Raw genomic sequence first — 25,237 nt, 5'->3', positions numbered from 1 at the left:
CCGCTGCCGTCCCGGATCGCTTCGCAACCCGGTCCGCGATGATCCGGCTTCAGGAGCAACCATGAGCGACGACAACAACCAGAAAAGCCGAGGCCCGCGCAAGGGCGGCGGAACCGGCGGCCGTGGCGGCGGGCGCGATGGCGGCCCGGGACGTGGAGGCCCCGGCGGCCGGCCGCCCGGGCGCAGTGGCAAGCCGCCCTTCCGCTCGCGCGACGGTGAGGACCGGCCCCGGCGCGCACCGGCCGAGGGTGCCGAACGCCGCAGCGAGGGCGAGCGCCCGGCGCGCCGCTTCGAGAAGAAGCCATTTGGCGAGCGCCCGTCACGCGAGGGTGGTGAGCGGCCATTCCGCGACCGTGGCAGCGACGAGCGCCGCGCCAGCCGGCCGCCGCGCGATGGCGACCGGCCGCGTGGTGATAGGACTGGCGGCGACAGGCCCGGCGGGTTCGGGCGCCCGTCCCGCGACGGCGCATCGTCGCGCCCACCGCGCGAGGGAGGCGAGCGGCCATTCCGCGACCGCGGCGGTGACGAACGGCGCGCCAGCCGACCGCCCCGCGACGGTGAACGGCCAAGCCGCGACAGGACTGCTGGCGACAGGCCCGGCGGGTTCGGGCGGCCTTCCCGCGATGGCGCGCCATCCCGCCCCCCGCGCGAAGGCGGCGAGCGGTCGTTCCGCCCGCGCGATGGCGAGGAGCGCCGGCCGCCGCGGGGCCGCGGCGAGGAGCATGGCCGTAGCGAGCGTCCCTTCCGCGAGCGCAGCGGCAGCGGTGAGCGCTCCGCTCGCCCGCCGCGCCGCGAAGAACGCGGCGAGGGCCGCAGCTTCGGCGCCAAGCGCTTCGACGCGCCGCGCGGCAGCAACCCGACCCGCACTCGCCCCGACCGGGCGCATCGCAACGCCGCCGAGATCGCCGAAGCGGTCTCGGTTCCGGCGGCGCCACAGGAGCCCGAGCGCATCGCCAAGGTGATGGCCCGCGCCGGCGTCGCCTCGCGCCGCGACAGCGAGGCGCTGATCGCGGAAGGCCGCGTCAGCGTGAACGGCAAGGTGATCGAGAGCCCGGCGCTCGATGTCGGCCCGAACGATGTCGTGCTGGTCGATGGCGAGCCCTTGCCGGCGCGCGAACGCACCAGGCTGTGGTTCTACCACAAGCCACGCGGCCTGGTGACGACCAACCATGATCCGGAGGGGCGCCCGACCGTGTTCGACGCGCTGCCGGAGGACCTGCCGCGCGTGCTCTCGGTCGGCCGGCTCGACATCAATACCGAAGGCCTGCTGCTGCTGACCAATGATGGCGGGCTGGCGCGCATGCTCGAGCTGCCGGAGACCGGCTGGCTCAGGCGCTATCGCGTCCGCGCCTTCGGCCAGGTCAACCAGGGCCAGCTCGATACGCTCCGGGGCGGCGTCACCATCGACGGCGTCCAGTACGGACCGGTCATCGCCCAGTTCGAGCGCGAGCAGGGTTCGAACACCTGGCTCACCGTCGACCTGCGCGAGGGCAAGAACCGCGAGGTCAAGACGGTGCTGGAGCATCTCGGCCTGCAGGTGAACCGGCTGATCCGGGTCTCTTTCGGCCCGTTCCAGCTCGGCGACCTGCCCGAGGGCGAGGCCGAGGAGGTTCGCTCCAAGGTGCTCAAGGACCAGCTCGGCACCGAGCTGATGGCCAAGGCGGGCGTCGATTTCGAGTCGCCGCGGCGCGACGAGATTCGTTCAGACGAAAGGCCCGCGCGCGGCAGGCCAGCGCCCGCCGGCGACGACCGGCCGCGCCGCCGTCCGCGCGAGGAGCAGGCCGAGGAGGCCCGCCCGCTGCGCGGCGACAAGCCATGGACGCGCGGCGTCTGGCGTGATGCCGAGGCCGAGCCGCAGCGCGAGCGCAAGGCGGCGCCGCGGCGTGGCGCCGATCCGAAGGAAGAGCGTCAGGCGCGCGAGGCCACCGGCACCGTCAAGCGCGTGCGCGACAAGGCGATCGCCGATCCGAAGGGGCGGCGCGTCAAGGTCGAGCGCATCAGCGCCAAGCTCAGCGACGAGCCGCGCGAGGACCGGCCGGCGCGCGCGCCGCGCAGCGAGCGACCGAGCCGCGCCCCTCGCGAGGAGAGCTTCGGCCGCGATCGTGGCGGCGAGTCGCCCTGGCGCGGCAGCGGCGACTGGGCCGACAAGCCGCCGCGCGGCAAGCGCCCGCCGAGCGGCGCTGGCGAGGCGCGGTCCGAGCGTCCGTTCCGCGACAGGCCTGCCGGTGATCGTCCCGGTGGACGCGGTCCACGGCCCGGCGGCGGCGGCAAGCCGCCCCGTTCCGGTCCGCCGCGTTCGGGCGGCGGGCGCGACCGTCGCGGCTGAGGCCTCCCTATGCGCATCGTCGGGGGGCGCTTCGGCGGCCGGTCTCTCGCCAGCCCGAAACCGGGCATCGGCGCGATCCGGCCGACCTCGGATCGCCTGCGGGAATCGCTGTTCAACGTGCTGGCGCATGGCCATGGCGATGCGGCGGACGGCGCGCGCGTACTCGACCTCTTCGCCGGCACTGGCGCGATGGCGTTCGAGGCGCTGTCGCGCGGCGCCGCCTTCGCGCTGCTGGTCGATGACGGGGCCGAAGCGCGCGGGCTGATCCGCGAGAACCAGATGGCGCTTGGGCTCGCCGGCCACAGCCGCGTCTTCCGCCGCGACGCGACCAAGCTCGGCCCGATCACCGGCATGGCCCCGTTCGACCTCGTCTTCTGCGACCCGCCCTATCGCAAGGGCCTTGGCGAGAAAGCGCTTGCCTCGGCGCGCGAGGGCGGCTGGTTGGCATCGGACGCGCTGATCGTGCTGGAGGAAGCCGCCGACACCGAGATCGCGCTGCCGGAGGGGTTCGAGGAACTCGACCGGCGCGATTATGGCGAGACGCAGGTGCGGTTTCTGAAGCTGACCTAAGCTTCCTTTTATTGCGAGAAGCATAGGCGCGAAGCAAATTAGGGCAGGCTCCTCGTGGCTGCCCATGCGCGAATGCGCCACCCTACGTGAGGGTTGATCGCCAAGAGGGGCACGACAAACCCCAATATCCACAGTTCACGATCCATTCCGCTTCAAGGGGGTTGCGCATCACCCCCAAACTGCTACAACGGCGACGGAATGGGGGAATGGCACATGAAGGCCATCGATTCGCTGATCGCCCAATTGAGGGCTGAGATGGCTTCGGAGATCGAGGCCGCATATAATCGGGGCTTCGCTGCCGGCGCTGATGACATGCGCACGCGCATCCTCAGTGCTGCCCAAAGTCCGTTAGCCCCGCCCCCGCCCCCCGAGGACACTCCTGTCGCGCCATCGTCAACGGTGACCGCAAGCGGGTTTCCCACCTATCCTAGGCCGGTCCGGCGCCCTATTGACCGCGCGCCGCGCGGCGCAGTTACGCATATGCTCGACCGCCTGCTGCGCGACCATCCGGGGTTGACGATCGTTGAAGTAGAGGGGCTTGCGGGCCAGTACGACCCTACCATCGCACTCAAGAGCATCGGCAATACGCTTCGACGTTATGAGGGCGACAAATACAAGCGAGACGAGCGCTCGCGATGGTTCCTGATCGGCGACGCCGAAAAGGAAACGGCGGCCGGGTCATCCCCGGCCGCCGACGTATTCTCTTGATTGGAAGGAGGTGATCACCATGGACCCGCCTTAACCCCCTCCGGGCAGCGGAGCGTCGTTACCGCCACGCTGTTCGCAGTCGCCACGTAGGGCGGCAGCGTATCGCACGCAGAGGCGAGGCCGGGAAACCGGCCTCGCTTTCGTCTGACATAGCACATCGCGACCAGAAAGGAATCCTTTCGTTGCCGCCATGGTTGACGCAGCCAACGCCGGCCTCTCGTCGGGCCGAAGCGGTTTTACCCCATATCACCCTAGATGACTTCGGCACTGCGCTCTCCGCAATAACCGACGACCCTCACCTTCTCCCGAACAGCTTCTCGATATCGCTGAGCTTCAGCTCGACATAAGTCGGCCGGCCGTGATTGCACTGGCCGGAATTCGGCGTCGCTTCCATCTCGCGCAGGAGAGCGTCCATCTCCTCGGGGCGCAGGCGCCGGCCGGCACGGACCGAGTTGTGGCAGGCCATGGTCGCCAGGACATGGTCGAGCCGGCGCTCCAGCGAGCCGGCGTCGCCGTGCTCGGCGAGGGCATCGGCGACGTCGCGGACGATGCCCTGGAGATCGCCGCCTGCGACCGCGGCCGGCGCCTCGCGCACCAGCACGGCGCCGGGGCCGAAGCTCTCGATGACGAGGCCGAGCGAGGCGAGATCGGCAGCGGCGGCGTTGAGCCGGTCGGCATCGACGGGATCGAGTTCGACCACCTCGGGCAGGAGCATGGGCTGGCGGGCGATGCCGCTCTTCGCCCGCTCGGCCTTGAGCCGCTCATAGACCAGGCGCTCATGCGCGGCGTGCTGGTCGACGATGACCATGCCGTCGCGGGTCTGGGCGACGATATAGGTGCCGTGGACCTGGGCGCGGGCCGCCCCGAGCGGCCGGTCGAGCGCATCCTGCGGCGGTTCGGCGAGGTGCGCGCGCGCATCGGCCGAGGGCGTGGCGAGATCAGCGAAGCCAGCCTGCATCGGCTGGGCAGGAGTGGCCGGCTCAGGGCTACGCCAGTCGGCGACGCTGCCGAAGTTCGGGCGCTGGATCGTCGCTGGCCCGCCGCCGAAGCCGCCGCTCGAAAAGACCGCGCGGAAGGCGTCGAGCGTGCGGGCGCCGCCGGTGGTGGTGGCGCGGTGGCCGGCGCCGGCGAGTGCGGCCTTGAGGCTCGACACGACGAGGCCGCGCACCAGCGCCGGATCGCGGAAGCGGACCTCGCTCTTGGCCGGGTGGACGTTGACGTCGACGACGGCGGGATCGCAGAGCACGTCGAGATAGAGCACCGGGTGCCGGTCGGAGGGCACGACGTCGGCATAGGCGCCGCGCACCGCCGAGAGCAGCAGCTTGTCGCGCACCGGGCGGCCATTCACCGCCATGTGGACGCCGGCCGAGGTGCCGCGATGGAAGGTCGGCAGGCCGGCGAAGCCCGACAGTCGGACGCCCTCGCGCTCGGTCTCGACCGGCAGAGCGTTCTCGGGGAAGTCGCGTCCGAGCGCACGCCCGAGGCGGCGCAGATGGCCGTCGGCGCCGATCGGCTCGGCCGGCCAGTCGAAGGCGCCGGCATGCTCGCCTTCGAGCGAGAAGCGCACCTCGGGATGGGCGATGGCGAGGCGCCGCAGCATGTCCGAGACGGCCTGCGCCTCGGCCCGGTCGCTCTTCAGGAATTTCAGGCGGGCAGGCGTGAAGATGAAAAGGTCGCTGACCTCGATGCGGGTGCCCGGCGCAGCCGCCGCCGGCCTCACTGCGCCCTTGGCGCCGGCCTCGACCACCAGCGCGCAGCCCTGCGCCGCATCGCGCTGGCGCGTGGTGATCGAAAGGCGCGCCACCGAGCCAATCGAGGGCAAGGCCTCGCCGCGGAAGCCGAGCGAGCGGATGGCGAAGAGGTCGCCGTCCGGGAGCTTGGAGGTGGCGTGGCGCTCGACGCAGAGGGCAAGATCCTCCGCGCTCATGCCGATGCCGTCGTCGACGACGCGGATCAATTCGCGCCCGCCGGCCCGGATGGTGACGGCGATGCTGGTGGCGCCGGCATCGATCGCGTTCTCGACCAGCTCCTTCACCGCCGCAGCCGGCCGCTCGATCACCTCGCCGGCGGCGATGCGATCGACCAGGACGGGATCGAGGCGGCGAATGCTCATGCTCATCCTTGCTGTGCGGACGATTCAGGCCGCCGCGGCCTTCCCTCGCGCCAGCAGGCTCTCGGCGCAGTCGACGATGGTCGTCCCGGCCGGGCGCGGCGCGAAGCCGAGGACACGCCGCGCCTTGTCCGAGGTAAGGGCGAATCTGCGCCCGATCAACGGGGCGAGCCCGCGCAATTCACCCATGAACGGCAGGAGCAGCTTCACCACGAAGCCGGGCAGGCGCCGGCTCGGCACGCGCGCCGCTCGCGGGCCAAGGCCGGAGCGCAAAGCCGCGGCGATCTCTTCCATCCACAGGAATTCGCCGGCGGCGATGAAGCGCTCGCCGGCGGCCTCGGGCGCGAGCATGGCGCGAATGTGCAGATCGACGAGATCGCGGACATCGACGACCCAGAAGCCGAGGCGCGGCATCGCCGCCGGCCGGCCGGCGAGGAGCCCGTCGACGATGCCGACCGAACCCGGCAAATCCTGCGTCAGCAGCGGCCCGAACACGGCTCCGGGCAGGATCGTCGTCAACCGGGCCGCGCCGCCATATTGGCGCACGAAGGTCCAGGCCGCCTGCTCGGCGCGGATCTTCGAGACGCGATAGGCGTCGAACTGCGCATCCTCCGGATCGGCCCAGATCGTCTCGTCGCTGACCCGCTCGGACTTCAAGGGCGGGCGGGCAGTGGCGGCAGCCGAGGTCATCACCACCCGGCGCACGCCCGCCTTCACCGCCGCATGCAGCACGCGCAAGGTGCCGTCGCGCGCCGGCACCACCAGCGACTCGCGGTCACCAGCCTGGCCGCCGGAAAGCGGCGAGGCGACATGCAGAACACAGTCGCAGCCGGCCATGGCCGCGTCCCAGCCATCGTCGGCGAGCAGATCGGCGGTGAAGACCGTCAGCCTCTCGACCGGGAGCCCCTTCGCCGCAAGCGCCGTGCGCAGGCCTTCTTCGCGCGATCGGCTGCGCAAGGTGGTGCGCACCGCATAGCCACGCCGCAGCAGTTCGGCGATGCACCAGCTGCCGACGAAGCCGGTGCCGCCGGTGACGAGAACCGTCTCGGTCACGCGCCTTCTCCTTGCGGCGGCAGGCTTTGGCTCCGGCGTGGCACGACGAAGGGCCTGCGCCGCGAGATCCGGTAGACGGCAGCCGGCGGCAGGTTACGCAGGGTCGAGCCGATGCGCGTCGCCTTGAGGCCGAGCCGGTCGAGGATCGGGCGCGGCACCGGGCAGCGCGGGCCATAGGTAAACTGATAGAAGCCGCCGGACGGCCGCAGATAGGAAAATGAGCCGGCGAGGACCGCCATGACCTTGCGTGGCGGCATGGAGAGCAGCGGCAAGCCGCTGACGACGGAGGCAAGCGGCGCGTCCTCGAACAGCGGATGATTGGCGAGCTGGGCCGCGTCCAGCCAGAGCACCCGCGCCTGCGGGAAGCGGAACTCCAGCATCCGGGCGAACTCCGAGCCGTACTCGACCAAGGTGAGGTCGCTCTCCCTGACGCCGCGGGCGAGCAGCGCCCGGGTGAAGGCACCGGTGCCGGGCCCGAGCTCGAGCACGGGGCTGGCTGACGGGTCGATCTCGCTGGTGATGAGACGTGCCAGCGCATCGCCGGACGGCGCCACGGCAGCGACCCGCAGCGGATCACCGGCCCAGGCGCGAAGGAAACGCAGCTGATCGGTATAGGCGCAGATGGCGGTCATGCCGGCTCTCCCCCGCCACGATTGCCGCGGCCATGTCTGCAGCTGTATACTTTAGCGAAACGAATAAGTCTACAGGTGTAGATTATGATCTGGAATCTGTGCGAATCGCCGCGCCGCCGCGATGCCGCGGCAACGCGCGAAGCGATCCTGCGCTCGGCCCGGCAGGCCTTCGCGCGGGCCGGCTATGACGGTGCCGGCGTGCGCGAGATCGCGGCCGGCGCCGGCGTCACCGCCATGCTGGTCAATCGCTATTTCGGCTCGAAGGAACAGCTCTTCGCCGAGGTCATCGCAGCAGCAGCCGCGGAGCCGGTCATCCTGACGCCGGAGAATCTCGCATCGGCCGATCTCGGCGAGACGATCGCCAGGATGCTGGTCGAGATCACGCGCTCGGGCGAGACGCCGCTCGACGGCTTCCTGATCATGCTGCATTCGGCCTCGAGCCAGCGCGCGGCCGAGATCGGCCGCGACCAGATCGAAAAGGGGCATCATCGCACGATGACGGCCGCGCTCGGCGGCCCGCATGCGCAAGAGCGCGCCGCGCTGGTGCTGGCGCTGGTCGCCGGCTTCCAGGTGATGCGGCAGATGATGGGGCTCACCGCCCTGGCCAAGGCGGAACCCGAGGTGCTGGTCGGGCTGCTGGCGCCGCTGTTCCGCCAGCTCATCGATGGAACAGCGAAGCCGACTCCGCCGGAGCGCTGAACTTCAGACCAGCGCGACCGGCCGGCCGACGGCCTGGACCAGCAACTTGCCCTCGCCGAACAGGCGCTGGGCGACGCGGCGGACATCGGCCAGGGTCACCGCGGCAAAGCGTTGGTTGCGCGTCTCGACGAAGTCCGGCTGCTCGCCGCGGATGGCGAGGCCGAGCAGTTCGCCGGCGATCTTGGGCGAGGTGTCGAAGCGCAGCGAATAGGAGCCGATCAAATAGCGCTTGGCCTCCTCGACCTCATGCTCGCTCGGCCCCTCGCTGACGAGCTTGGCGATCTCCTCGCGGATCACCGCCATCGATTCGGCGACGCGGTCATTGCGGGTCGAGGTGCCGCCGACGAGGAAGCCGCTTTGGCGCAAGGGGACCAGGCTGGAGGAGACGCCATAGGCGAGGCCGCGCTTCTCGCGCACCTCCATGAACAGGCGCGAGGTGAAGGCCGAGCCACCGAGGATGTGGTTGAGCACGGTCGCGGCGATGAAGTCGGGGTCGTCCCACATCAGCCCGGGGCCGATGAAGCGCAGCACGGTCTGCGGCACGTCGAGATCGACGATATGGGTCTGGCCGAGGTCGGCGATCGGCAGCGGGGCTGCCGGCTCGATACGCGGCGCCCCGGCCGGCAGGGCGCCGAACAGGGCGTCGAGCCGCGCGGACAACTCGCTCGCAGTGATGTCGCCGACCGCGACGACCTTCAACCCGCCGCGGGTGAGGAGATCGCGTGTCAGCGCCTTCAGCGCACCGGGCTGCAGGCCACCAACGCTGGCGACATCGCCGCGCTCCGGGCGGCCATAGGCGTGGCCGGGGAAGGCTGCGGCGAAGAGCGCGTTGCGGCAGATGAAATCCGGATTCTGCGCCTGGCGCTGCAGGCCGGCGATCACCTGCGCCTTGACGCGCGCGACCGCGTCGGCGTCGAAGCGCGGCGCGTTGAGGGCGAGGCCGAGCAGTTCGAAGGCGACCTCGCGATGCTGCGACAGGGTCTGGAGCTGGCCGTGGAAATCGTCGCGGCGGGCGTCGAAGGAGAGGTTGATGGCGTGGTCGGCGAGGCGGCCCTGGAAGGCCTCGGCGTCGAGCTCGCCGGCGCCTTCGTCGAGCAGGCCGGAGATGAGGTTGGCGCTACCGGCAGCATTGGCCGGATCGCGGTTGGCGCCGCCGTCGAAGGCGAATTCGAGGGCGAGCAGCGGCAGGCTGTGCTCCTCGACCAGCCAGGCCTCGACGCCGCAGGCTGCGGTGACGCGTTGGACCGCGAGCGAAGGGCCGGGAGCCGCGATGGCGGGAGCGAGAGAATGGGTCATCGGCAATCCTCGATGGCGAACCGGAGCCCGCCTGTAACGACTTCAGCGCAGTGTCAGGCGGCCGCCGGCAGGAGCAGCCCGGTGACCGAGCGGTCGGGCCTGAGATAGCGCCGGACCGCCTCGGTGACCTGCTCGCGCGTCACCGCCTCGATGCGCTGCGGCCAGAGCAGCACGTCCTCGACGCTCTCGCCGACGGCAAGCGCCGAGCCGAAGATGCGAGCGAGCGAGGACTGGCTGTCGCGGGCGAAGACGGTCTCGGCGACGAGGCGGGTGCGGGCGCGGGTGAGCTCCAGCTCGGTCGGCCCCTCGGCGATGAAGGCGGCGAGCGCGATGTCGAGCCCGGTCTCGAGCGCCGCCATCTCGACGCCCGGGCGCGGGCTGACCGAAAGCTGGAAGGCCGAGCGGTCGACCATCGAGCCCATGAAATAGGCGCCGGCGCCGGCGGCGAGCTCCTGCTCGACGCAGAGCTTGCGATAGAGCCGCGAGGTCGTGCCGCCGCCGAGGATCTCGGCGGCGAGTTCGAGCGCGAAGGCCTCGTCACGCTGCGGCGAGACATATGTCGGCGCCAGCCAGGCGCGGCGCAGCGAAGGCTGCTGCACGCGTGGGTCGGAGAGCGCGACGCGGCGCGCGGCGCGCGGCTCGGGCTCGGCCGGGCGCTTGCGGGTCGGGGCCTCGCCACGCGCCGGGATCACGCCATAGGTCTCCTGGGCGAGGTGCAGCACCTCGGCCGGCTCGACATCGCCGGCGACGACCAGGATGGCGTTCTCGGGCGTATAGAAGCGCTGGTAATAGGCGAAGGCGTCGTCGCGCGAGAGCTCCTCGATCTCGTGCTCCCAGCCGATGATCGGCGTGCCATAGGGGTGGTGGACATAGAGCGCGCTGGAGAATTCCTCGGCGAGCTGGGCGGCCGGGTCGGCGTCGACGCGCATACGCCGCTCCTCCAGCACGACGTCGCGCTCGGGGGCGACGACGCTCTCGTCGAAGGCGAGGCCGGTCATCCGGTCGGCCTCGTAATCCATCATCGCGCGCAGGTGCTCCTTCGGCACGCGCTGGAAATAGGCGGTGTAGTCATAGGAGGTGAAGGCGTTCTCCTGGCCGCCATAGCTGGCGACGATCTTCGAGAACTCGCCGGCCGGCCATTTCGCCGTGCCCTTGAACATCAGGTGCTCGAGGAAGTGGGCGATGCCCGACTTGGCAGCCGGATCGTCGCCGGAGCCGTTGCGGTACCAGACCATATGCGTGACCACCGGCGCGCGATGGTCGGGCGCGACCACGATCTGCAAACCGTTGGCGAGCCGATAGGACTCGATCTGGCTGGCTGCATTGGCGGGAGCGGTGTGAACCGTCATGACCTTGGAAAGCTCCTGCAGATCGCAAAGACTAGAAACGAACCGGCCCGGGCCCGCATGGGCCCGAGCCGGAAAAAGGGCTCGTACTCTAGATAGTCCGGCCGTAGCGGAAAACCAACGCGGCGCCGGACGATGGCTGACAGCCTACTGGTTCTCGTAGACCTTCTTGCCGACGAGGAACTCGCGCTGGCCGACCGCCTGCTTGTCCTCGCGCGGACCGGTTGCGCCCGGACCGAGCGCGGCCGTGGCTGCCGGGCGGCGATAACCGGACGGCGGCTCGTGCAGGTAACGGCGTGCCGGCTCGGTGCCGTATTGGAGATTGGAGGTATCGGTCTGGGCTTGGCGAGCCGCCAACTCGCGGCCGACGCGGATCGGTGCGATCTGGTTGTTGTAGTTGCCGTTATCGGGAACGATGTTCTCCGGACCGTTGGCGGTCCCGGCCACGCGGCCGCGGCGCAGTTCCTCCTGCGACAGCAGCGGCTTGGTGTTGGCGCGATAGGACTCGGTGTTCTGGAACAGGATGTTGGAGCTGTCGCGCTCGGCCTTGCGGCGGGCGACGTCCGGATCATCCGGCCAGGCGGCGCTGCGGCTGGCGCCGGCTTCCTGCGGCCTCGGCAGGCTCGAAGACGGCGGCACGACCAGCGGGGCGCGCTGCTTGTACTCGATGTCGGCGCGATCGGTGCCGAACAGACCCATGCCCTTCACCAGATTCTGGAAGAGCACGCCTTCCTGGGCGAAAGCGGGGGTCGTCGCCAGCAGCAGGCCGCCTGCGAGCAGCATGTGCGAAGCACGGATCCGATAAGCCATCTCACCTCTCCATACGGACATCTGCCGGCGTCATGCGCGATCGACGCGGCAAAAGCATGGCGGGCCTTTTAACCCATATCCGGCAAAACGGGGAGCCCTTTTGCCGGATCGCCGTAAATGAGCTGTGGCCGGCCGCCTTGCCGGAGCCTCCAGCGCGCCTCAAGCGCGCCTCAAGCGGCCTTTGAACGGTCCGCTCCCGGGCGCAACGACTCGTAGAGCAGCCCGAGCACTCCGAAAACGATCGCCGCGTCGGCGATGTTGAAGATGTACCAGCTGAAGCTGCCGACGTGGAAATGCACGAAATCGACGACAGCGCCGTAGACGATGCGGTCGAGCCCGTTGCCGAGCGCGCCGCCGATGATGAGCGCGAGGCTCACCACGGTGAGCCTGTCGTCGCTGCGCCACATCCAGCGCCAGAGCCAGACCGCCGCGACGATGGAGAGCACGACCAGCGCCCAGCGACCGATATCGGTCGACTGCTGGAACAGGCCGTAGGAGATGCCGCGATTCCAGGCGAGCACGATCTCCAGGAAGGAGGCGAGCTGGAACGGCCCCTCTTCGGCGAGCTTCAGGCCGAAGAGCAGCCAGAGCTTCAACGCCTGATCGAGCACGAAGGTCAGCGCGACGATCAGGGCGCCGAGGCGGCGCGGCGAGGTCATGCCGCGCGCCCGAGCTCGCGCAGCGCCCTGGCGTCGCGCGGGGTCACCTCGGGGAAGCCGGGCTCGGCCGTCGCCGGATCGAAATACTTCCAGGAGCGGGCGCATTTGATGCCCGAGGCACGTGCCGGCACCACCGCGACGCCGGGCACGTCCGGCAGACGGAAGGCGTCGGCCGGCCCCTCCCCGTCCGCGATCCTGGCACCGGAGGTGATGCAGATCTCGGCGAGGTCGAGCCCGCTCAGCGCCGCGCGCAGATCGGGATCGGCGATGTGGACGATCGGCGCCGCTTCCAGCGAGGAACCGATCCGCTTGGCAGCACGCTCCAGTTCGAGCGCACCGGTGACGACGCGGCGCACGCGGCGGACCTTGGCCCAGCGCTCGGCCAACTCCGGATCGAGCCAGGCCCCGTCAGCCTCGGCGAAGAGCTCGAGATGCACCGAGCCGTCGCCGGCCTTCACCTGCGGATAGCGCTCGAGCCAGGCCTCCTCGGCCGTGAAGACCAGGATCGGCGCGAGCCAGGTCGTCAGGCAGCGGAAGAGCTGGTCGACGACGGTGAGCGCGCTCTTGCGGACATGGCTGGAGCGCGGGTCGCAATAGAGCGCGTCCTTGCGCACGTCGAAATAGAAGGCCGAGAGCTCGGTGTTCATGAACTGCGAAAGCAGGGTCACGACCTTCTTGTAATCATAGGTCCGATAGGCCTCCTCGACCTGCGGGCCGAGCTCGGCGAGGCGGTGCAGCATCAGCCGCTCCAGCTCCGGCATCGAGGCCGGATCGGAAACGCGGATCGCCTCGTCGAAATGGGCGAGCGTGCCGAGCATCCAGCGCATGGTGTTGCGCAGCTTGCGATAGGTCTCGACGAAGGTCTTGAGGATCTCCTTGCCGATGCGCAGATCGTCGGAATAGTCGGCCGCCGCCACCCAGAGGCGCAGGATGTCGGCGCCACTGTCCTTGATCACGTCCTGCGGCGCGGTGACGTTGCCCTTCGACTTCGACATCTTCTCGCCCTTCTCGTCGAGACAGAAGCCGTGGGTCAGGACCACGTCATAGGGCGCCCGGCCGCGCGTGCCGCAGCTTTCGAGCAGGCTCGAATGGAACCAGCCGCGATGCTGGTCGGAGCCTTCGAGATACATCACCTTGTCGCGGCCACCATCGACGATGCGATGGGTCTTGAGGTCGTCGCGCTTCTCCAACGTGAAGGCGTGGGTCGAGCCGGAATCGAACCAGACGTCGAGCACGTCGGTGACACGCTCGTAACTGGCCGGGTCGTAGCCATAGGGCTTGAGGAAGCGGGCGCCGTCGGTGTCGGTGAACCAGGCGTCGGCGCCCTCCTGCTCGAAGGCTTCGGCGATTGCGGCGTTGACCTTCTCGTCGACCAGGATCTGCTTGCTCTCCTTGTCGACGAAGACGGTGATCGGCACGCCCCAGGCGCGCTGGCGCGAGACCACCCAATCCGGCCGATTGGCGATCATGCCGTTGATGCGGTTCTCACCGGCAGCGGGAACCCATTCGGTTTCCTTGATCGCCTTGAGCGCGCGGTTGCGCAGCGTGTCGGCATTGCCGCCGGCCGTCGGTGCGGGAGCCTCGATATCAGGTGCGCCGGCATCGCCATAGGGCTTGTCCATGGCGATGAACCATTGCGGCGTGTTGCGGAAGATCACCGGCTTCTTCGAGCGCCACGAATGCGGATACTGGTGCTTGAGGCGGCCGCGCGAGACGAGATTGCCGGCCGCGGCGAGCGCCTTGATCACGACCTCGTTGGCATTGCCCTTCTCGCCCTTGTCGGTGATGACCTGCGCACCCTCGAAGCCCGGGGCCTCCTTGGTGAAGCGGCCATCGGCGTCGACGGTGTAGGGGATCCGGGTTTCGATACCGCGTTCGGCGAGCACGCGGCCATTGCCGGTCCAGACGTCGAAGTCCTCGCGGCCATGGCCCGGCGCGGTGTGGACGAAGCCGGTACCGGCATCGTCGGTGACATGGTCGCCGTCGAGCAGCGGCACGTCGAACTCGTAGCCCTGGCCGCGGAGGGGGTGAGCCGCAGTTGCGCGCTCAAGAACAGAGCCATCGACCCCCATCAAGCGCGAATAGCCGGTAACCTTGGCAGCCTTGAAAACGGATTCAGCCAAGGTATCCGCAAGAACATAGAGATCGCCAACCGCGGCCCAGTTTCCTTCCGGCGCCTCGGTCACTCGATAGAGACCATACGGCACCTTGCGGGAATAGGAGATCGCCCGGTTGCCAGGGATCGTCCAAGGTGTCGTGGTCCAGATAACGACCGAAGCTTTGCGAAGATCGTCGGCGTACTCCACCGTGTCCTGGAACGTCGTTTCCATCGGACCGGGGCCCGGAACCGGAAATGGGCCCGGCACATTCACCAGTGGGAACGCCGCGAAGATCGTATCGCTGGTGTGCTCTTCGTACTCGATCTCGGCCTCGGCCAAAGCGGTCTTCTCGACCACCGACCAGAGCACCGGCTTGGAGCCGCGGTAGAGCATGCCGTTCTCGGCGAACTTCATGATCTCGCGAGCGATCTGCGCCTCGGCGCCGAACGCCATGGTCAAATAGGGGTCGTCCCAGTCGCCCTCGACGCCGAGACGCTTGAACTCGGTACGCTGGATGTCGACCCACTTTTCGGCGAAGACGCGGCATTCCTTGCGGAACTCGACGACATCAACGTCGTCCTTGTTCAGGCCCTTGGCGCGGTACTGCTCCTCGATCTTCCACTCGATCGGCAGGCCGTGGCAGTCCCAGCCCGGCACGTAATTGGAATCGTGGCCGAGCATCTGCTGCGAGCGCGTCACCAGGTCCTTCAGGATCTTGTTGAGCGCATGGCCGATATGGATGTTGCCGTTGGCGTAGGGCGGGCCGTCATGCAGCACGAAGCGGTCGCGGCCCTGCCCGGCCTCGCGCAGCTTGCGGTAGAGGTCCATCTTCGCCCAGCGGGCAAGCAGCTCGGGTTCGCGCTGCGGCAGGCCGGCGCGCATCGGGAACTCCGTCTGCGGCAGGAACAGCGTCTGCGAATAGTCTGTGGTCTCGGTCTTTTCGGCGGTCTTGTCGGTCATGATCCGGCTCGGCGGTGGGGATGGCGGCTCAGCAGTCAGTGCGGCGCCCATCCTTGAGATGTCACGGGGAAGCGATCGTCGTCCCGGCCTGCGCAAGCGCCCGCGCAGTCAGCGCAGGGCGGCAGCCGGGCCGGTAATTCGCTGGAGCGAAACGAGGTGCGGAGCGGACATGGCCGGCTTCTAGCAAAGCGCGGTCACGGAAGAAAGGCCGGCGTCGTCGCCAGGATGCCGCGCGCCCTCGCGCTGTCGGCATCCATCTGCGTGATCAGCGCGTCGAGCGTATCGAATTTCGCCTCGCCGCGCAGGAAGGCGACGAAGGCGACGTCGACGGTCCTGCCATAGAGATCGCCGGAGAAATCGAAGACGAAGGTCTCGAGCTTGGGCGCGCCGTCATCGAAGGTCGGGCGGCTGCCGAAGCTGGCAACGCCGTCGCGCCAGAGACCATCGATCCTGATCCGGACCGCATAGATGCCGAAGCGCAGCCGGCAATCGCGGGCCAAATGCATGTTCGCCGTGGGATAGCCGAGATCGCGGCCGCGCTTGTCGCCATGGGCGATCTCGCCACGGACGAACCAGGGCCGGCCGAGCAGCGCCTCTGCGTGGCCGACATCGCCGGCTTCGAGGGCGCTGCGCACCAGCGTCGAGGAGACCGGCTCGCCCCCGAAGGTGAAGGGCGGGACCACAGTGACAGGAATGCCGGCATGGCCGGCGCGGGCCTGCAGCATCTCGGGCGAGCCAGTGCGGCCTTTGCCGAAATGGAAATCATAGCCACAGACGAGGCCGGCGGCGCCGAGCTGATCGAGCAGGAGCTCGTCGACGAAGGCTTCGGCGGGGATGCCGGCGATGGCGCGGTCGAACGGTATGACGAAGCTGGGGCTGAGCCCGAGCTCGGCCAGCAGCGCGACCTTGATCGGTTCCGGCGTCAGCCGGAACACGGGCTGCTCGGGCCGAAAAACAGTGCGCGGATGCGGTTCGAAGGTCAGCGCTGCGGCGCTCGTCCCCTGCGCCGCCGCCATCTCGCCGGCGACGCGCGCGAGCTCGGCATGGCCGCGATGCACGCCGTCGAAATTGCCGAGGGCCAGCACCCGGCCGCGCAGATCGGCCGGCACCGGCTTGCCGGGCTGAAGGACGAAAACGGGCAGCGCATCAGATCGCGCCGCCTCGGGAGATGAGGTCATGGAACGCTGGGTCGGCGCCGGGACGCCCCGGCTAGTGCCGTGTTTGGCCCCAAGCGGCAGGGAGCGTCAAGCTCGGTTCAGCCTTGCGCCGCGCGCGGCAGCGCGACCCAGGCCTCGCCCTCCAGCACCGCCTTGCCGTCGACCAGGCATTCGCAGAAGAGCCGGGCACGGCGGCGTTCCGGAACGAGCTCGACCACTTCGACGCGGGCGGTGACGACGTCGCCGATCTTCACCGGCGCCAGGAAATTCAGCGTCTGCGAGAGATAGACCGCCCCCGGCCCCGGCAGGCGCGTGCCGAGCAGGGCCGAGACCAGGCTCGCCGTCAGCATGCCGTGGGCGATGCGCTGGCCGAACCTGGTCGAGGCGGCATAGCGGTCACAGAGATGGATCGGATTGGCGTCGCCCGACAGGTCGGCGAAGAGCGAGATGTCGCGCTCCATCACCGTGCGCATCAGGCTCTCGCGCTGGCCGATGGCCAGATCCTCGAAGGCATGAACTTGATAGAGCGCGCTGGTCATCATGTCGGTCTTCGCTCCTGCAGCACGATCGGCGGCCGCCTGCATCGGGAATCGAGGAGCAAGCGTCTCACAGTTCGCTGCACCGCACCATTGAACTTTGGTGCCTGTTGCGAGGTTCTAGCCTCCCCCAAAGGTCGTATGCCGCAAGGTCACTCGCCGACCGGGTTAACGGCTTTGAAACGTCGCCCGCTTATCACAGTTGACCCAAGGTCGCCGCTCTGCGAGAGCGACGCGCGTCGGTGCCGCAAGCGCCGCGGACTACTGGCTTGGAGCGCCGTCATGGCTGTCGACCCGTCAATGCCGATCCTGGTGGTGGACGACTATCAGACGATGGTGCGGATCATCCGTAACCTCTTGAAGCAGCTCGGCTTCGAGAATGTCGACGATGCGTCCGACGGCAATGCCGCGATCGCCAAGATGCGCGACAAGAAGTACGGGCTGGTGATCTCCGACTGGAACATGGAGCCGATGACTGGCTACGAGCTGCTGCGCCAGGTCCGCAACGAGGACGCCATCTCCGAGACGCCCTTCATCATGGTGACGGCGGAATCGAAGACCGAGAACGTCATCGCCGCCAAGAAGGCCGGCGTGAACAACTACATCGTCAAGCCGTTCAACGCGCAGACGCTGAAGTCGAAGATCGAGGCGGCCTGCGCCGCCTAGCACCTCACCAGGCCAGATGCGGCATGGCGTAATTCGGCCGATGACTCTGCCGGCCGAACCAGCCCTGCAGCGCTTCCTCCGACAAGCCCGCCATCTCCTCGGCATGAATGCCGGCCACGCACATCAGCGACGCCAGGCCATATTGGGCAGCGCCGGCGATATCGGTGCGGATCGCGTCGCCGATCGCCAGGATGCGGGCTTTCTCGACCGTCTCGCCGCGCAACTCCTGGCCAATGCGGATGGCGAGATCGTAGATCGGCGCATGCGGCTTGCCGGCATAGATCGCCTCGCCGCCGAGCTTCTCATAGGCAACGGCGAGCGAGCCGGCGCAGGGCACGATGCGCCCGCCGCGATCAACGACCAGATCGGGATTTGCGCAGATCAGCGTCAGGCCGCGGCGGGCGAAATCCGCGAGCTGCCCGGTATAGCTCTCGGCCGTCTCGGTCTCGTCGTCGAACAGGCCGGTGCAGAGGACGTAATGGGCCTCCGCCGCTCCGACGCGCGGTGCATCGAGTCCAGCCATCAGCGGCAGATCGCGCGGCGGACCGAGATGGAAGAGCGGCTCGCCGGCGCGATGGGCGATCAGGTCGCGCGCGACATCGCCCGAGGTGACGATCGCGTCGAAGGCATCACCGGGGACGCCAAGCTTGCCGAGCTGGACGGCGATCTCCGAGCGCGGGCGCGGCGCATTCGAGACCAGGACGACGGTGACGCCGCCGGCGCGCATCCTGGCCAGGGCATCGCAGGCCGCCGCGAAGGGCCTGACGCCGTTATGGACCACGCCCCAGATGTCGCAGAGGCAGAGCTCGTACTGGCCGATCACGGCGGAAACGCCGGGCAGAAGGCGGGTCGATGACGGCACGGACTTAACTCCAGCGAACAGGCGCGGCCTGTTTACGCGGCTTCGCCGGCGCGGGCCAGCGCTTCAATCCCCGAGGATCGGATCAGGCTGTGGCGCGGCGCAGGATGTCGCGGAACGGGACGCGCTTGACGGCCGCCGGCGCCATGGCGGGATGCTCCACCACTTCGGCGGACATGGCTGGCGCTGCGGCGGCGGCCGGGATCGGAGCCGGCACGGTCTCCGGCTGCGGCTCGACGAAGACCTCGGGCCGGACCGGACGCGGTGGCGAGAAGACGACGCCCTGGCCGAAAGCGATGCCGAGATCGAGCATGTCGGCGACCATCGGGTCGTCCTCGACTTCCTCGGCGACGAGCTGGATCGAGCCGCGGGCGAGCTGCGTTGCAAGATCTCCGACCGCGATATCGGCGAGCTTGCCGCCGCGCGCTTCAGCCAGCAGCAGCGCTGCGGACGCCTTGACGAAGCGCACGCCGCGATCATGCAGCGACACCGGATCGAAGCGTAGATCGGAGACATGATCGAGCGCAAAACGCACGCCATTGGCCGACATTGCGCCGAGCAGGCCCAGGCTCGCCGGCTCGAGCGTCCGGAAAACGCGCTGCGGCACCTCGATGACGAGATTGCCGATATGCTCGTGATATTTTTCCAGGATGCGCGACAGCGCCGCCAGGGCACGCGACGAGCCCCAGGTCGCCGCGCTGAAATTGCAGGAGACGAAGAGCTCGCCGGGCTTGCTGCCGAGATGGCGCGCAATGGCGAGCGCACGCGTCAGGACGAGCGCATCGAGCGTCGGGCCGAAGCCGCGTTCCTCGACCGTCGTCAGGAATTCGGAGGGGAGCAGCAAGGTCTTCTCGTCGAGCCTGAGCCTGACGAGGGCTTCATAGCCCCGCGTCCGGCGCTGCGGCAGGCTGACGATCGGCTGAAGATGGACCTCGACCTGGCCCTTGGCCAGAGCCTCGCTGATCAGGGCGGCGCGCTCATCGGCGGCGCGCCGTTGCGCCGCCTCGACAGGGTCCTGCCGGGTCGCGGTCAATGGCTCTGGCAGGCGCGGGGTGACGCGCTCCGGCGGGAAGGCCGCGAGGCGTGCCGGTTGCGGCGGCGGAGCGGCGAGCCGCCCCTCGATCCGGCTGAGCTGGTCGTCATGCTCGCCGAGCGTCGTCGCGACCTGTTGCAGCAGATCGCCGAGCAGACCGACCTCGGCCGTCAGTTCGTGGAGCATCGCCTTGGCGGGAGCGGCGTCGGCCTCGCCCATCGGCAACTGGTCGAGGCGCTTCGCCATCGAGTCGACGCGGATGGCATTGGTGGCGAGACGGACCTTGACCTCGCCGAGCGCCGCAAGCAGCTGCTCGCGCTCCCGCGTCGCATTGCGACGCGCCAGGGCAGCGGCCCCGGCGAGGCCGAGCCCGGCGCTCAGCAGCCCCAGCGCATTGGCGAGATTGCCCGGCAGCAGCAGGATGGCGGCAGCGCCCAGTGAAAAGCCGGCGACGCCGCTGGCGGCTGGAGAGAGAGCGCTGAGGCGGATGCGAGCCAAGGGCTGAAATCGCGCAAGGGGTTGAGGGGTAACGCTACGCTACGAATCAGCTGCGACGAGCGCAGAATAGCGGCCTGATTCAGCGACTGCGAGGCCTATCGGCGAATCTCGCGCTCATGCCCGGCGGCATGCACAGGATCTGCACTAATGCGGTTGCAGTCCGACCTGCCCGATCGCCGTCAGGATGCGATCGCTGGCGGCCTGGGAGAAGCCTTTGCGCGCCAGATAAAGGCGCGCATCGAGGGCAAACAGCGGCTCGGTCCGCCCAAGCTGCCGCACGACCTCCTCCAGCTCGACGCGGTCCCCGGCGGTAGCGCTCGCGACGGCGCGCGCGACCAGAGCGAGCGGCGTCTCCTCTGCCTTGATCAGAGCCGCCTGATTTTCGGCAAGCTTGCTTGCATCGGTCAGATAAGCGGCAAAATACAGAAAGACATCGTACCAGGACGGCCGGCCACTGCTCAGCGCGACGGCGCGCTCAAGCAGAGGCAGTCCCTCCGCGGCCCGATCGAGTTGGACATAGCGCGCCCCGAGATCGGCCATGATGTCGGGGTCGTAGGGGTTGCGCGCCAGGGCCTCGCGCCCTGATTTGAGCGCTTCTTCGGTCATGCCGCGCAGGAACTGCGCCTCCATCATTGCCTGATGCGCGCGCGCGCTCGACGGCGCCAGCCTGATCGCCGTGACGGCAGCGGCGAGAGCACGGTCGAGCGGCGAACCCGGACGGGAATTCAAGCCGGAGGCATATTCGTCGACGGTCAGCAACGCCAGGTGCGACCAGGCGGGGTGGAATTCGGGATCCTGCACGACAAGGGCATCGAGGCAGTTGCGGGCAGTGAGATGCTCCTCGACCTTCATGTGCCGGCGGAAGTTGAGCGCCTGATAGACGCAGCTGACCGCCGGCGGCAGGGACGCGAGGCGAAGATCGCCGTGCAGAACGCCATAGGGCTGGGCAAGCCGGATCGCCAATCGCTGCGCGGTCTCGCGCAATTCCGCGCCGTCGCCGAGCCCGGCGAGGCTGCGCTCACCGGAGGTGGTCCAGACGACACGGCCATCCTTCGCGGCGCTGAGCCGCACGAAGCCCTCGACCTTGTCACCGGCCCGCGCCGTGGTGAGCGTCAGGACATAGTCCGCTCCCTCTTCCGGCCGCAGCGCCGTGCCCGGCGTCTTGACCACCAGCAGGTCGTCGAAGCGAGCCATGGTGTCGACGAGATGGCGCATGAACAGGCGCGTGACGTCCTCGACCACGGGATCGACGATATCGCCGGCGACGACGACGGCAACCACCGGCAGGCTCGCCGCCGCCGTGACCGGGTCTGCGGCAGGCACCGAAGCGACCTGATCCGGCGCGACGGGCACGGCAGGCCGCGGCGCCGGCATGTCGCTCCGCGACATGACCGCACCGTGCTCGGGCTCGATCCCGGAGACATGCCAGGTCACCAGCCCGACCAGGGCCGCGAGCAGGGCTACCGTGGCGGCTGCATAGAGCCGGAAACGCGTCGCACCGGCGGTCGGCGTGACGGCTTGCACCGGCCCCGGCATCGTCGCGACGGCTTCCGGCTCCGGCACGGTGCGCCACGTAAAAATCGGCACATAGGCGCCAACCGGAATGGTGATCCGCACGGGATCGCGAACACCCTCGGCCGCGAAGTAGAGATTGAGCGCCTTGCGCAGGCGACCGCCCTCGACCCGAACGATCGGGTCGGATTGCGGGTCGAATTCGACCGGACGCCCGAATGCCTCGACCGCGATGGTATAGCCCTTGAGCTCGCCGGCGCGGCCGGCCAGGGCCTGCTCGACGACATAGCTCAGAAAGGCTGTCAGCTGCGGGGCGCTGCGAAAAATGTCGGAGGCAAGGACACGATCCAGTTCCGCGCGGATCTCCTCCGGCGCGACTGGCTCGCTCCCATCCCGACCGGCAACGCCTTCAGTCATTGGGGCGTAGTCCAGTGTTACCCCCATGCCAAAAAGTACGCCAGAAACGACGTTACGTCACCTGCCCAGAAAGACGGGCTGTCGCCCGCCGGACGCAGGCATGCCCCGAGCCGACGCGGATTTACAGCCCCGACCGCGCTGCTAGGTTGAGGAAGCTTTAAAAAACCAAATGGGACCGGATCATGACCTCTGCGCCGAGCGCCATCAGCTCCCCGAACGATCTCGAAGCCTACTGGATGCCGTTCACGGCGAACCGGTCGTTCAAGCAGAATCCGCGCATGGTCGCCCGGGCCGAGGGCATGTTCTACTACACACCCGAGGGCAAGCCGGTGATGGACGGCACCGCCGGCCTCTGGTGCTGCAATGCCGGCCATGCCCGCGAGCCGATCATCCAGGCGATCCAGGCGCAGGCGCGCGAGCTCGACTACGCCCCCTCCTTCCAGTACGGCCACCCCAAGGTCTTCGCCGCAGCCGCCCGGATCGCGGCGCTGGCGCCGGGCGATCTCGACCATGTCTTCTTCGCCGGCTCGGGCTCAGAAGCGGCCGACTCGGCGCTGAAGATCGCCCTCGCCTATTGGAACGTCTCGGGCAAGGGTTCGAAGACCCGGCTGATCGGCCGCGAGCGCGGCTATCACGGCGTCGGCTTCGGCGGCATCTCGGTCGGCGGCATGGTCAACAACCGCAAATTCTTCGGCGGGCTGCTCACCGGCACCGACCACATCGCCCACACCTATGACCGCGAGAAGCAGGCCTTCAGCAAGGGCGAGCCGGACTATGGCGCGCATTTCGCCGACGACCTCGAGCGCGTCGTCGCGCTGCACGACGCCTCGACCATCGCCGCCGTGATCGTCGAGCCGATGGCCGGCTCGACCGGGGCGCTGCCGCCGCCGAAGGGCTATCTCAAGCGGCTGCGCGAGCTCTGCGACAAGCACGGCATCCTGCTGATCTTCGACGAGGTCATCACCGGCTTCGGCCGCCTCGGCTTCGCCTTCGCGGCCGAGCGCTACGGCGTCATCCCGGACATGATCACCTTCGCCAAGGGCGTCACCTCCGGCACGGTGCCGATGGGCGGCGTGATCGTGCGCAAGCACATCTACGACACCTTCATGAAGGGGCCGGACAACGTCATCGAGCTGTTCCACGGCTATACCTATTCCGGCCACCCGCTGGCCGCCGCCGCCGCGCTCGCCTCGCTCGACATCTATCGCGAAGAGGGCCTGTTCGAGCGCGCCCGGGCGATGGAGGATAGCTGGGCCGATGCGGTGATGAGCTTGAAGGGCGAGCCAAACGTCGTCGATATCCGCACGCTCGGCCTGGTCGGCGCCGTCGATCTCGCGCCACGGGCAGAGGGTGTCGGCAAACGCGCCTTCGAGGCGATGGACCGCCTGTTCCGCGAGGAGGGCCTGATGGTCCGCACCGCCGCCGACACGATCGCCTTCTCGCCGCCGCTGATCATCACGGAGGCGCAGGTCGAGGAGCTGATCGGCAAGCTGCGCCGGGCGATCCGGGCGGTGGCGAACTGAAGCCGCACCAGCCATGGATCGGCGTGCTTTCCTTGCAGGTGCCGGCGCGGCATTGACGGCAATTCCGTCGGCCGCGCAGGCACCGGCGCGCCCCTGGCAGACATCGCCGCTCGCAGAGGCCGGCTTCCGCCCCGATGCGAGCGAGCGCATCGAGAAGGCCTTCGCGGCCGGCGAGCTCGGCGGATTGCATGGGCTCGTCGTGCTGCGGCACGGCAGGATCGCACTGGAGCATTATTTCGCCGGCGCCGATGAAATCTGGGGCGACAGCCGCGGCGTCGTCGCCTTCAACGCCGACGAGCTTCATGATCTGCGCTCGGTGTCGAAGAGCATCGTCGGCCTCCTCTATGGCATCGCCGTCGCCGACGGGTCGGCCCCGAAGCCCGACGCGCCGCTCCTGGCGAGCTTTTCGGACTATCCCGACCTCGCTGGCGACGCTGAACGGCAACGGCTCAAGGTCGAGCATGTCCTGACCATGACCATGGGCCTCGCCTGGGACGAGTCGCTGCCCTATAGCGATCCGCGCAACAGCGAGATCGCGATGGAGTACGCTCCCGATCGCTATCGCTTCGTGCTCGACCGGCCGATCGCGCGCCCGCCGGGCGAGGCCTGGACCTACAGCGGCGGCGCGACGGCCCTGCTCGGCCATCTCGTCGCCAAGGGCAGCGGCAAGCGGCTCGGCGAGTTCGCCAGGGAGCGCCTGTTTGCGCCGCTCGGCATCGATCGCTTCACCTGGACCAATGGTCTCGACGGCCGGGAGGCTGCGGCATCGGGCCTGCGCCTGCGCCCGCGGGATCTCGCCGCGATCGGGCAATTGCTGCTCGACAAGGGCAGCTATGCCGGCCGCCAGATCGTGCCGGCGAGCTGGCTGGAGCAAAGCCTGACGCCGCGGACGCGGACCAGGGACGAGACTGGTTACGGCTATCAGTGGTATCTCGGCCGCGACAGCTCCGGCGAAACCTGGTTCGGCGCCTTCGGCAATGGCGGCCAGCGCCTCGTCGTCGCGCCCAAGCAGCAGCTCGTCATCGCCATCACCGCGGGCAACTACAACAAGCCGGGCAATTGGCAATTGCCGGTCAAGCTGACGAACGAATTCGTCTTCGGCGCGCTGGCGCAGTGACCGCCGATCCGCTCAGCCCCGCCGCAGCTTGCTGTAGCGGGCGATCAGTCGGTCGCGCTTGAGGCGCGACAGGCGATCGATCCAGAAGATGCCATCGAGCTGGTCGATCTCGTGCTGGTGGCAGACGGACAGCAGGCCGTCCGCATCCTCGCTTTGCTCCCTGCCGTCGAGATCCTCATAGCGCACGCGGATGCGGGCATGGCGCTCGAGCTCGTCCGTGACGCCCGGCATCGAGACGCTGCCTTCGGTGTGGCGGATGGTTTCGCGCGAGACCTGGTCCAGTTCCGGATTGACATAGGTGCGGACCTCGCCGGGCGAGAGCTCCAGTACGACGAGCCGCGAGAGCACGCCAATATGCGGCGCGGTGATGCCGATGCCTGGCGCCGCCCGCATCGTGTCGAGAAGGTCTTCGGCAAGCGCACGCAGATCCGCATCGAAACGCGTGACCGGTGGAGCGGGCAGCCGCAGGCGCGGATCGGGGAAGCTCAGGATCGGTCGAACAGGCATCGCAATATCGTCGTGGGTTTCCCCGGCTACGGCGTCGCTGTAAGGGCAGCGTAGCAACCCAGACAACGACGCTCCACACTCTCTGGATTGCAATGCGTCGTTTCCCACAAGGCCGATATCGCGATCTGGTCGGACACCAGCCTA

The 25,237-nt window shown here is 68.8% G+C and carries 21 protein-coding genes; 7 read left to right on the top strand and 14 right to left on the bottom strand.

Going from position 1 to position 25,237, the window contains the following annotated elements; genetic code table 11:
- Positions 1-61: 61 nt before the first annotated feature.
- The 3 genes from AC07O0_RS02070 to AC07O0_RS02060 all read left to right on the top strand — a co-directional run bounded on the left by AC07O0_RS02070 (position 62) and on the right by AC07O0_RS02060 (position 3,604).
- On the top strand, positions 62-2,326 hold the full coding sequence (locus AC07O0_RS02070) for a pseudouridine synthase (RefSeq protein WP_494619618.1): 2,265 nt from the start codon (positions 62-64) through the stop codon (positions 2,324-2,326).
- Positions 2,327-2,335: 9 nt separating this feature from the next.
- Entirely contained in the window at positions 2,336-2,896 is a 561-nt protein-coding gene (gene rsmD / locus AC07O0_RS02065; RefSeq protein WP_494619616.1) for a 16S rRNA (guanine(966)-N(2))-methyltransferase RsmD, read from the top strand.
- Between the two features lie 213 nt (positions 2,897-3,109).
- Positions 3,110-3,604 (top strand): hypothetical protein, encoded by a 495-nt coding sequence (locus AC07O0_RS02060; RefSeq protein ID WP_494619614.1) that lies wholly within the window; start codon positions 3,110-3,112, stop codon positions 3,602-3,604.
- Between the two features lie 295 nt (positions 3,605-3,899).
- On the opposite strand, the gene mutL is transcribed toward AC07O0_RS02060, so the two are convergent.
- From mutL to AC07O0_RS02045, 3 genes are read right to left on the bottom strand one after another with little or no spacing between them, the layout of a single operon-like run.
- Positions 3,900-5,717: a DNA mismatch repair endonuclease MutL gene (gene mutL / locus AC07O0_RS02055; protein WP_494619612.1), complete on the bottom strand. Its 1,818-nt coding sequence runs from the start codon at positions 5,715-5,717 to the stop codon at positions 3,900-3,902.
- Positions 5,718-5,741: 24 nt separating this feature from the next.
- Entirely contained in the window at positions 5,742-6,767 is a 1,026-nt protein-coding gene (locus tag AC07O0_RS02050) for an NAD-dependent epimerase/dehydratase family protein (protein WP_494619610.1), read from the bottom strand.
- Positions 6,764-7,399, bottom strand: coding sequence for a class I SAM-dependent methyltransferase (locus tag AC07O0_RS02045; protein WP_494619608.1), 636 nt, complete (start codon positions 7,397-7,399; stop codon positions 6,764-6,766). The genes AC07O0_RS02050 and AC07O0_RS02045 overlap by 4 nt, the downstream gene beginning before the upstream one ends.
- Before the next feature lie 84 nt (positions 7,400-7,483).
- Here AC07O0_RS02045 and AC07O0_RS02040 point away from each other — a divergent pair, with 84 nt between their 5' ends.
- The gene (locus AC07O0_RS02040) at positions 7,484-8,098 is read left to right on the top strand and encodes a TetR/AcrR family transcriptional regulator (RefSeq protein WP_494619606.1); all 615 of its coding nucleotides are present in this window, start codon (positions 7,484-7,486) and stop codon (positions 8,096-8,098) included.
- A 3-nt stretch (positions 8,099-8,101) separates the two neighbouring features.
- On the opposite strand, the gene AC07O0_RS02035 is transcribed toward AC07O0_RS02040, so the two are convergent.
- The 7 genes from AC07O0_RS02035 to AC07O0_RS02005 all read right to left on the bottom strand — a co-directional run bounded on the left by AC07O0_RS02035 (position 8,102) and on the right by AC07O0_RS02005 (position 16,967).
- The gene (locus tag AC07O0_RS02035; RefSeq protein WP_494619604.1) at positions 8,102-9,394 is read right to left on the bottom strand and encodes a M16 family metallopeptidase; all 1,293 of its coding nucleotides are present in this window, start codon (positions 9,392-9,394) and stop codon (positions 8,102-8,104) included.
- A gap of 53 nt (positions 9,395-9,447) precedes the next feature.
- Positions 9,448-10,743: a M16 family metallopeptidase gene (locus tag AC07O0_RS02030; RefSeq protein ID WP_494619602.1), complete on the bottom strand. Its 1,296-nt coding sequence runs from the start codon at positions 10,741-10,743 to the stop codon at positions 9,448-9,450.
- Positions 10,744-10,887: 144 nt separating this feature from the next.
- Positions 10,888-11,550, bottom strand: a complete 663-nt coding sequence (locus AC07O0_RS02025; RefSeq protein ID WP_494619600.1) for a hypothetical protein — start codon at positions 11,548-11,550, stop codon at positions 10,888-10,890.
- 170 nt (positions 11,551-11,720) lie between these two features.
- Positions 11,721-12,209 carry a signal peptidase II gene (lspA, locus tag AC07O0_RS02020; protein ID WP_494619598.1) on the bottom strand — a complete coding sequence of 163 codons (489 nt, stop codon included), beginning with the start codon at positions 12,207-12,209 and terminating at the stop codon, positions 11,721-11,723.
- On the bottom strand, positions 12,206-15,268 hold the full coding sequence (gene ileS, locus AC07O0_RS02015; protein WP_494619596.1) for an isoleucine--tRNA ligase: 3,063 nt from the start codon (positions 15,266-15,268) through the stop codon (positions 12,206-12,208). Before ileS ends, lspA begins: the two co-directional genes overlap by 4 nt.
- Positions 15,269-15,462: 194 nt before the next feature.
- Positions 15,463-16,446 (bottom strand): bifunctional riboflavin kinase/FAD synthetase, encoded by a 984-nt coding sequence (locus AC07O0_RS02010; protein ID WP_494619594.1) that lies wholly within the window; start codon positions 16,444-16,446, stop codon positions 15,463-15,465.
- A 77-nt stretch (positions 16,447-16,523) separates the two neighbouring features.
- Positions 16,524-16,967 carry a MaoC family dehydratase gene (locus AC07O0_RS02005; RefSeq protein ID WP_494619593.1) on the bottom strand — a complete coding sequence of 148 codons (444 nt, stop codon included), beginning with the start codon at positions 16,965-16,967 and terminating at the stop codon, positions 16,524-16,526.
- Between the two features lie 276 nt (positions 16,968-17,243).
- On the opposite strand from AC07O0_RS02005, the gene AC07O0_RS02000 reads away from it, so the two are divergent.
- Positions 17,244-17,627 carry a response regulator gene (locus tag AC07O0_RS02000; protein WP_152016830.1) on the top strand — a complete coding sequence of 128 codons (384 nt, stop codon included), beginning with the start codon at positions 17,244-17,246 and terminating at the stop codon, positions 17,625-17,627.
- Between the two features lie 4 nt (positions 17,628-17,631).
- On the opposite strand, the gene AC07O0_RS01995 is transcribed toward AC07O0_RS02000, so the two are convergent.
- The 3 genes from AC07O0_RS01995 to AC07O0_RS01985 form a co-directional block, all read right to left on the bottom strand.
- Positions 17,632-18,489, bottom strand: coding sequence for a TIGR01459 family HAD-type hydrolase (locus tag AC07O0_RS01995; RefSeq protein WP_494619591.1), 858 nt, complete (start codon positions 18,487-18,489; stop codon positions 17,632-17,634).
- 82 nt (positions 18,490-18,571) lie between these two features.
- Complete coding sequence (locus tag AC07O0_RS01990; RefSeq protein WP_494619589.1) at positions 18,572-20,017, bottom strand: EAL domain-containing protein; 1,446 nt, start codon at positions 20,015-20,017, stop codon at positions 18,572-18,574.
- Between the two features lie 144 nt (positions 20,018-20,161).
- Positions 20,162-21,946: a hypothetical protein gene (locus AC07O0_RS01985; protein ID WP_494619587.1), complete on the bottom strand. Its 1,785-nt coding sequence runs from the start codon at positions 21,944-21,946 to the stop codon at positions 20,162-20,164.
- 182 nt (positions 21,947-22,128) lie between these two features.
- Here AC07O0_RS01985 and aptA point away from each other — a divergent pair, with 182 nt between their 5' ends.
- Complete coding sequence (gene aptA, locus AC07O0_RS01980) at positions 22,129-23,469, top strand: omega-aminotransferase AptA (RefSeq protein ID WP_494619585.1); 1,341 nt, start codon at positions 22,129-22,131, stop codon at positions 23,467-23,469.
- A gap of 13 nt (positions 23,470-23,482) precedes the next feature.
- Entirely contained in the window at positions 23,483-24,586 is a 1,104-nt protein-coding gene (locus AC07O0_RS01975; protein ID WP_494619583.1) for a serine hydrolase domain-containing protein, read from the top strand.
- Between the two features lie 12 nt (positions 24,587-24,598).
- On the opposite strand, the gene AC07O0_RS01970 is transcribed toward AC07O0_RS01975, so the two are convergent.
- Complete coding sequence (locus AC07O0_RS01970; protein ID WP_494619581.1) at positions 24,599-25,093, bottom strand: peptide deformylase; 495 nt, start codon at positions 25,091-25,093, stop codon at positions 24,599-24,601.
- Between the last annotated feature and the right edge of the window lie 144 nt (positions 25,094-25,237).

The sequence above is a fragment of the Allobosea sp. GW821-FHT10B12 genome, assembly GCF_059415545.1.
Note: the sequence above shows the minus strand (reverse complement) of the source record. Positions and strands in the feature narration are given on the sequence as shown.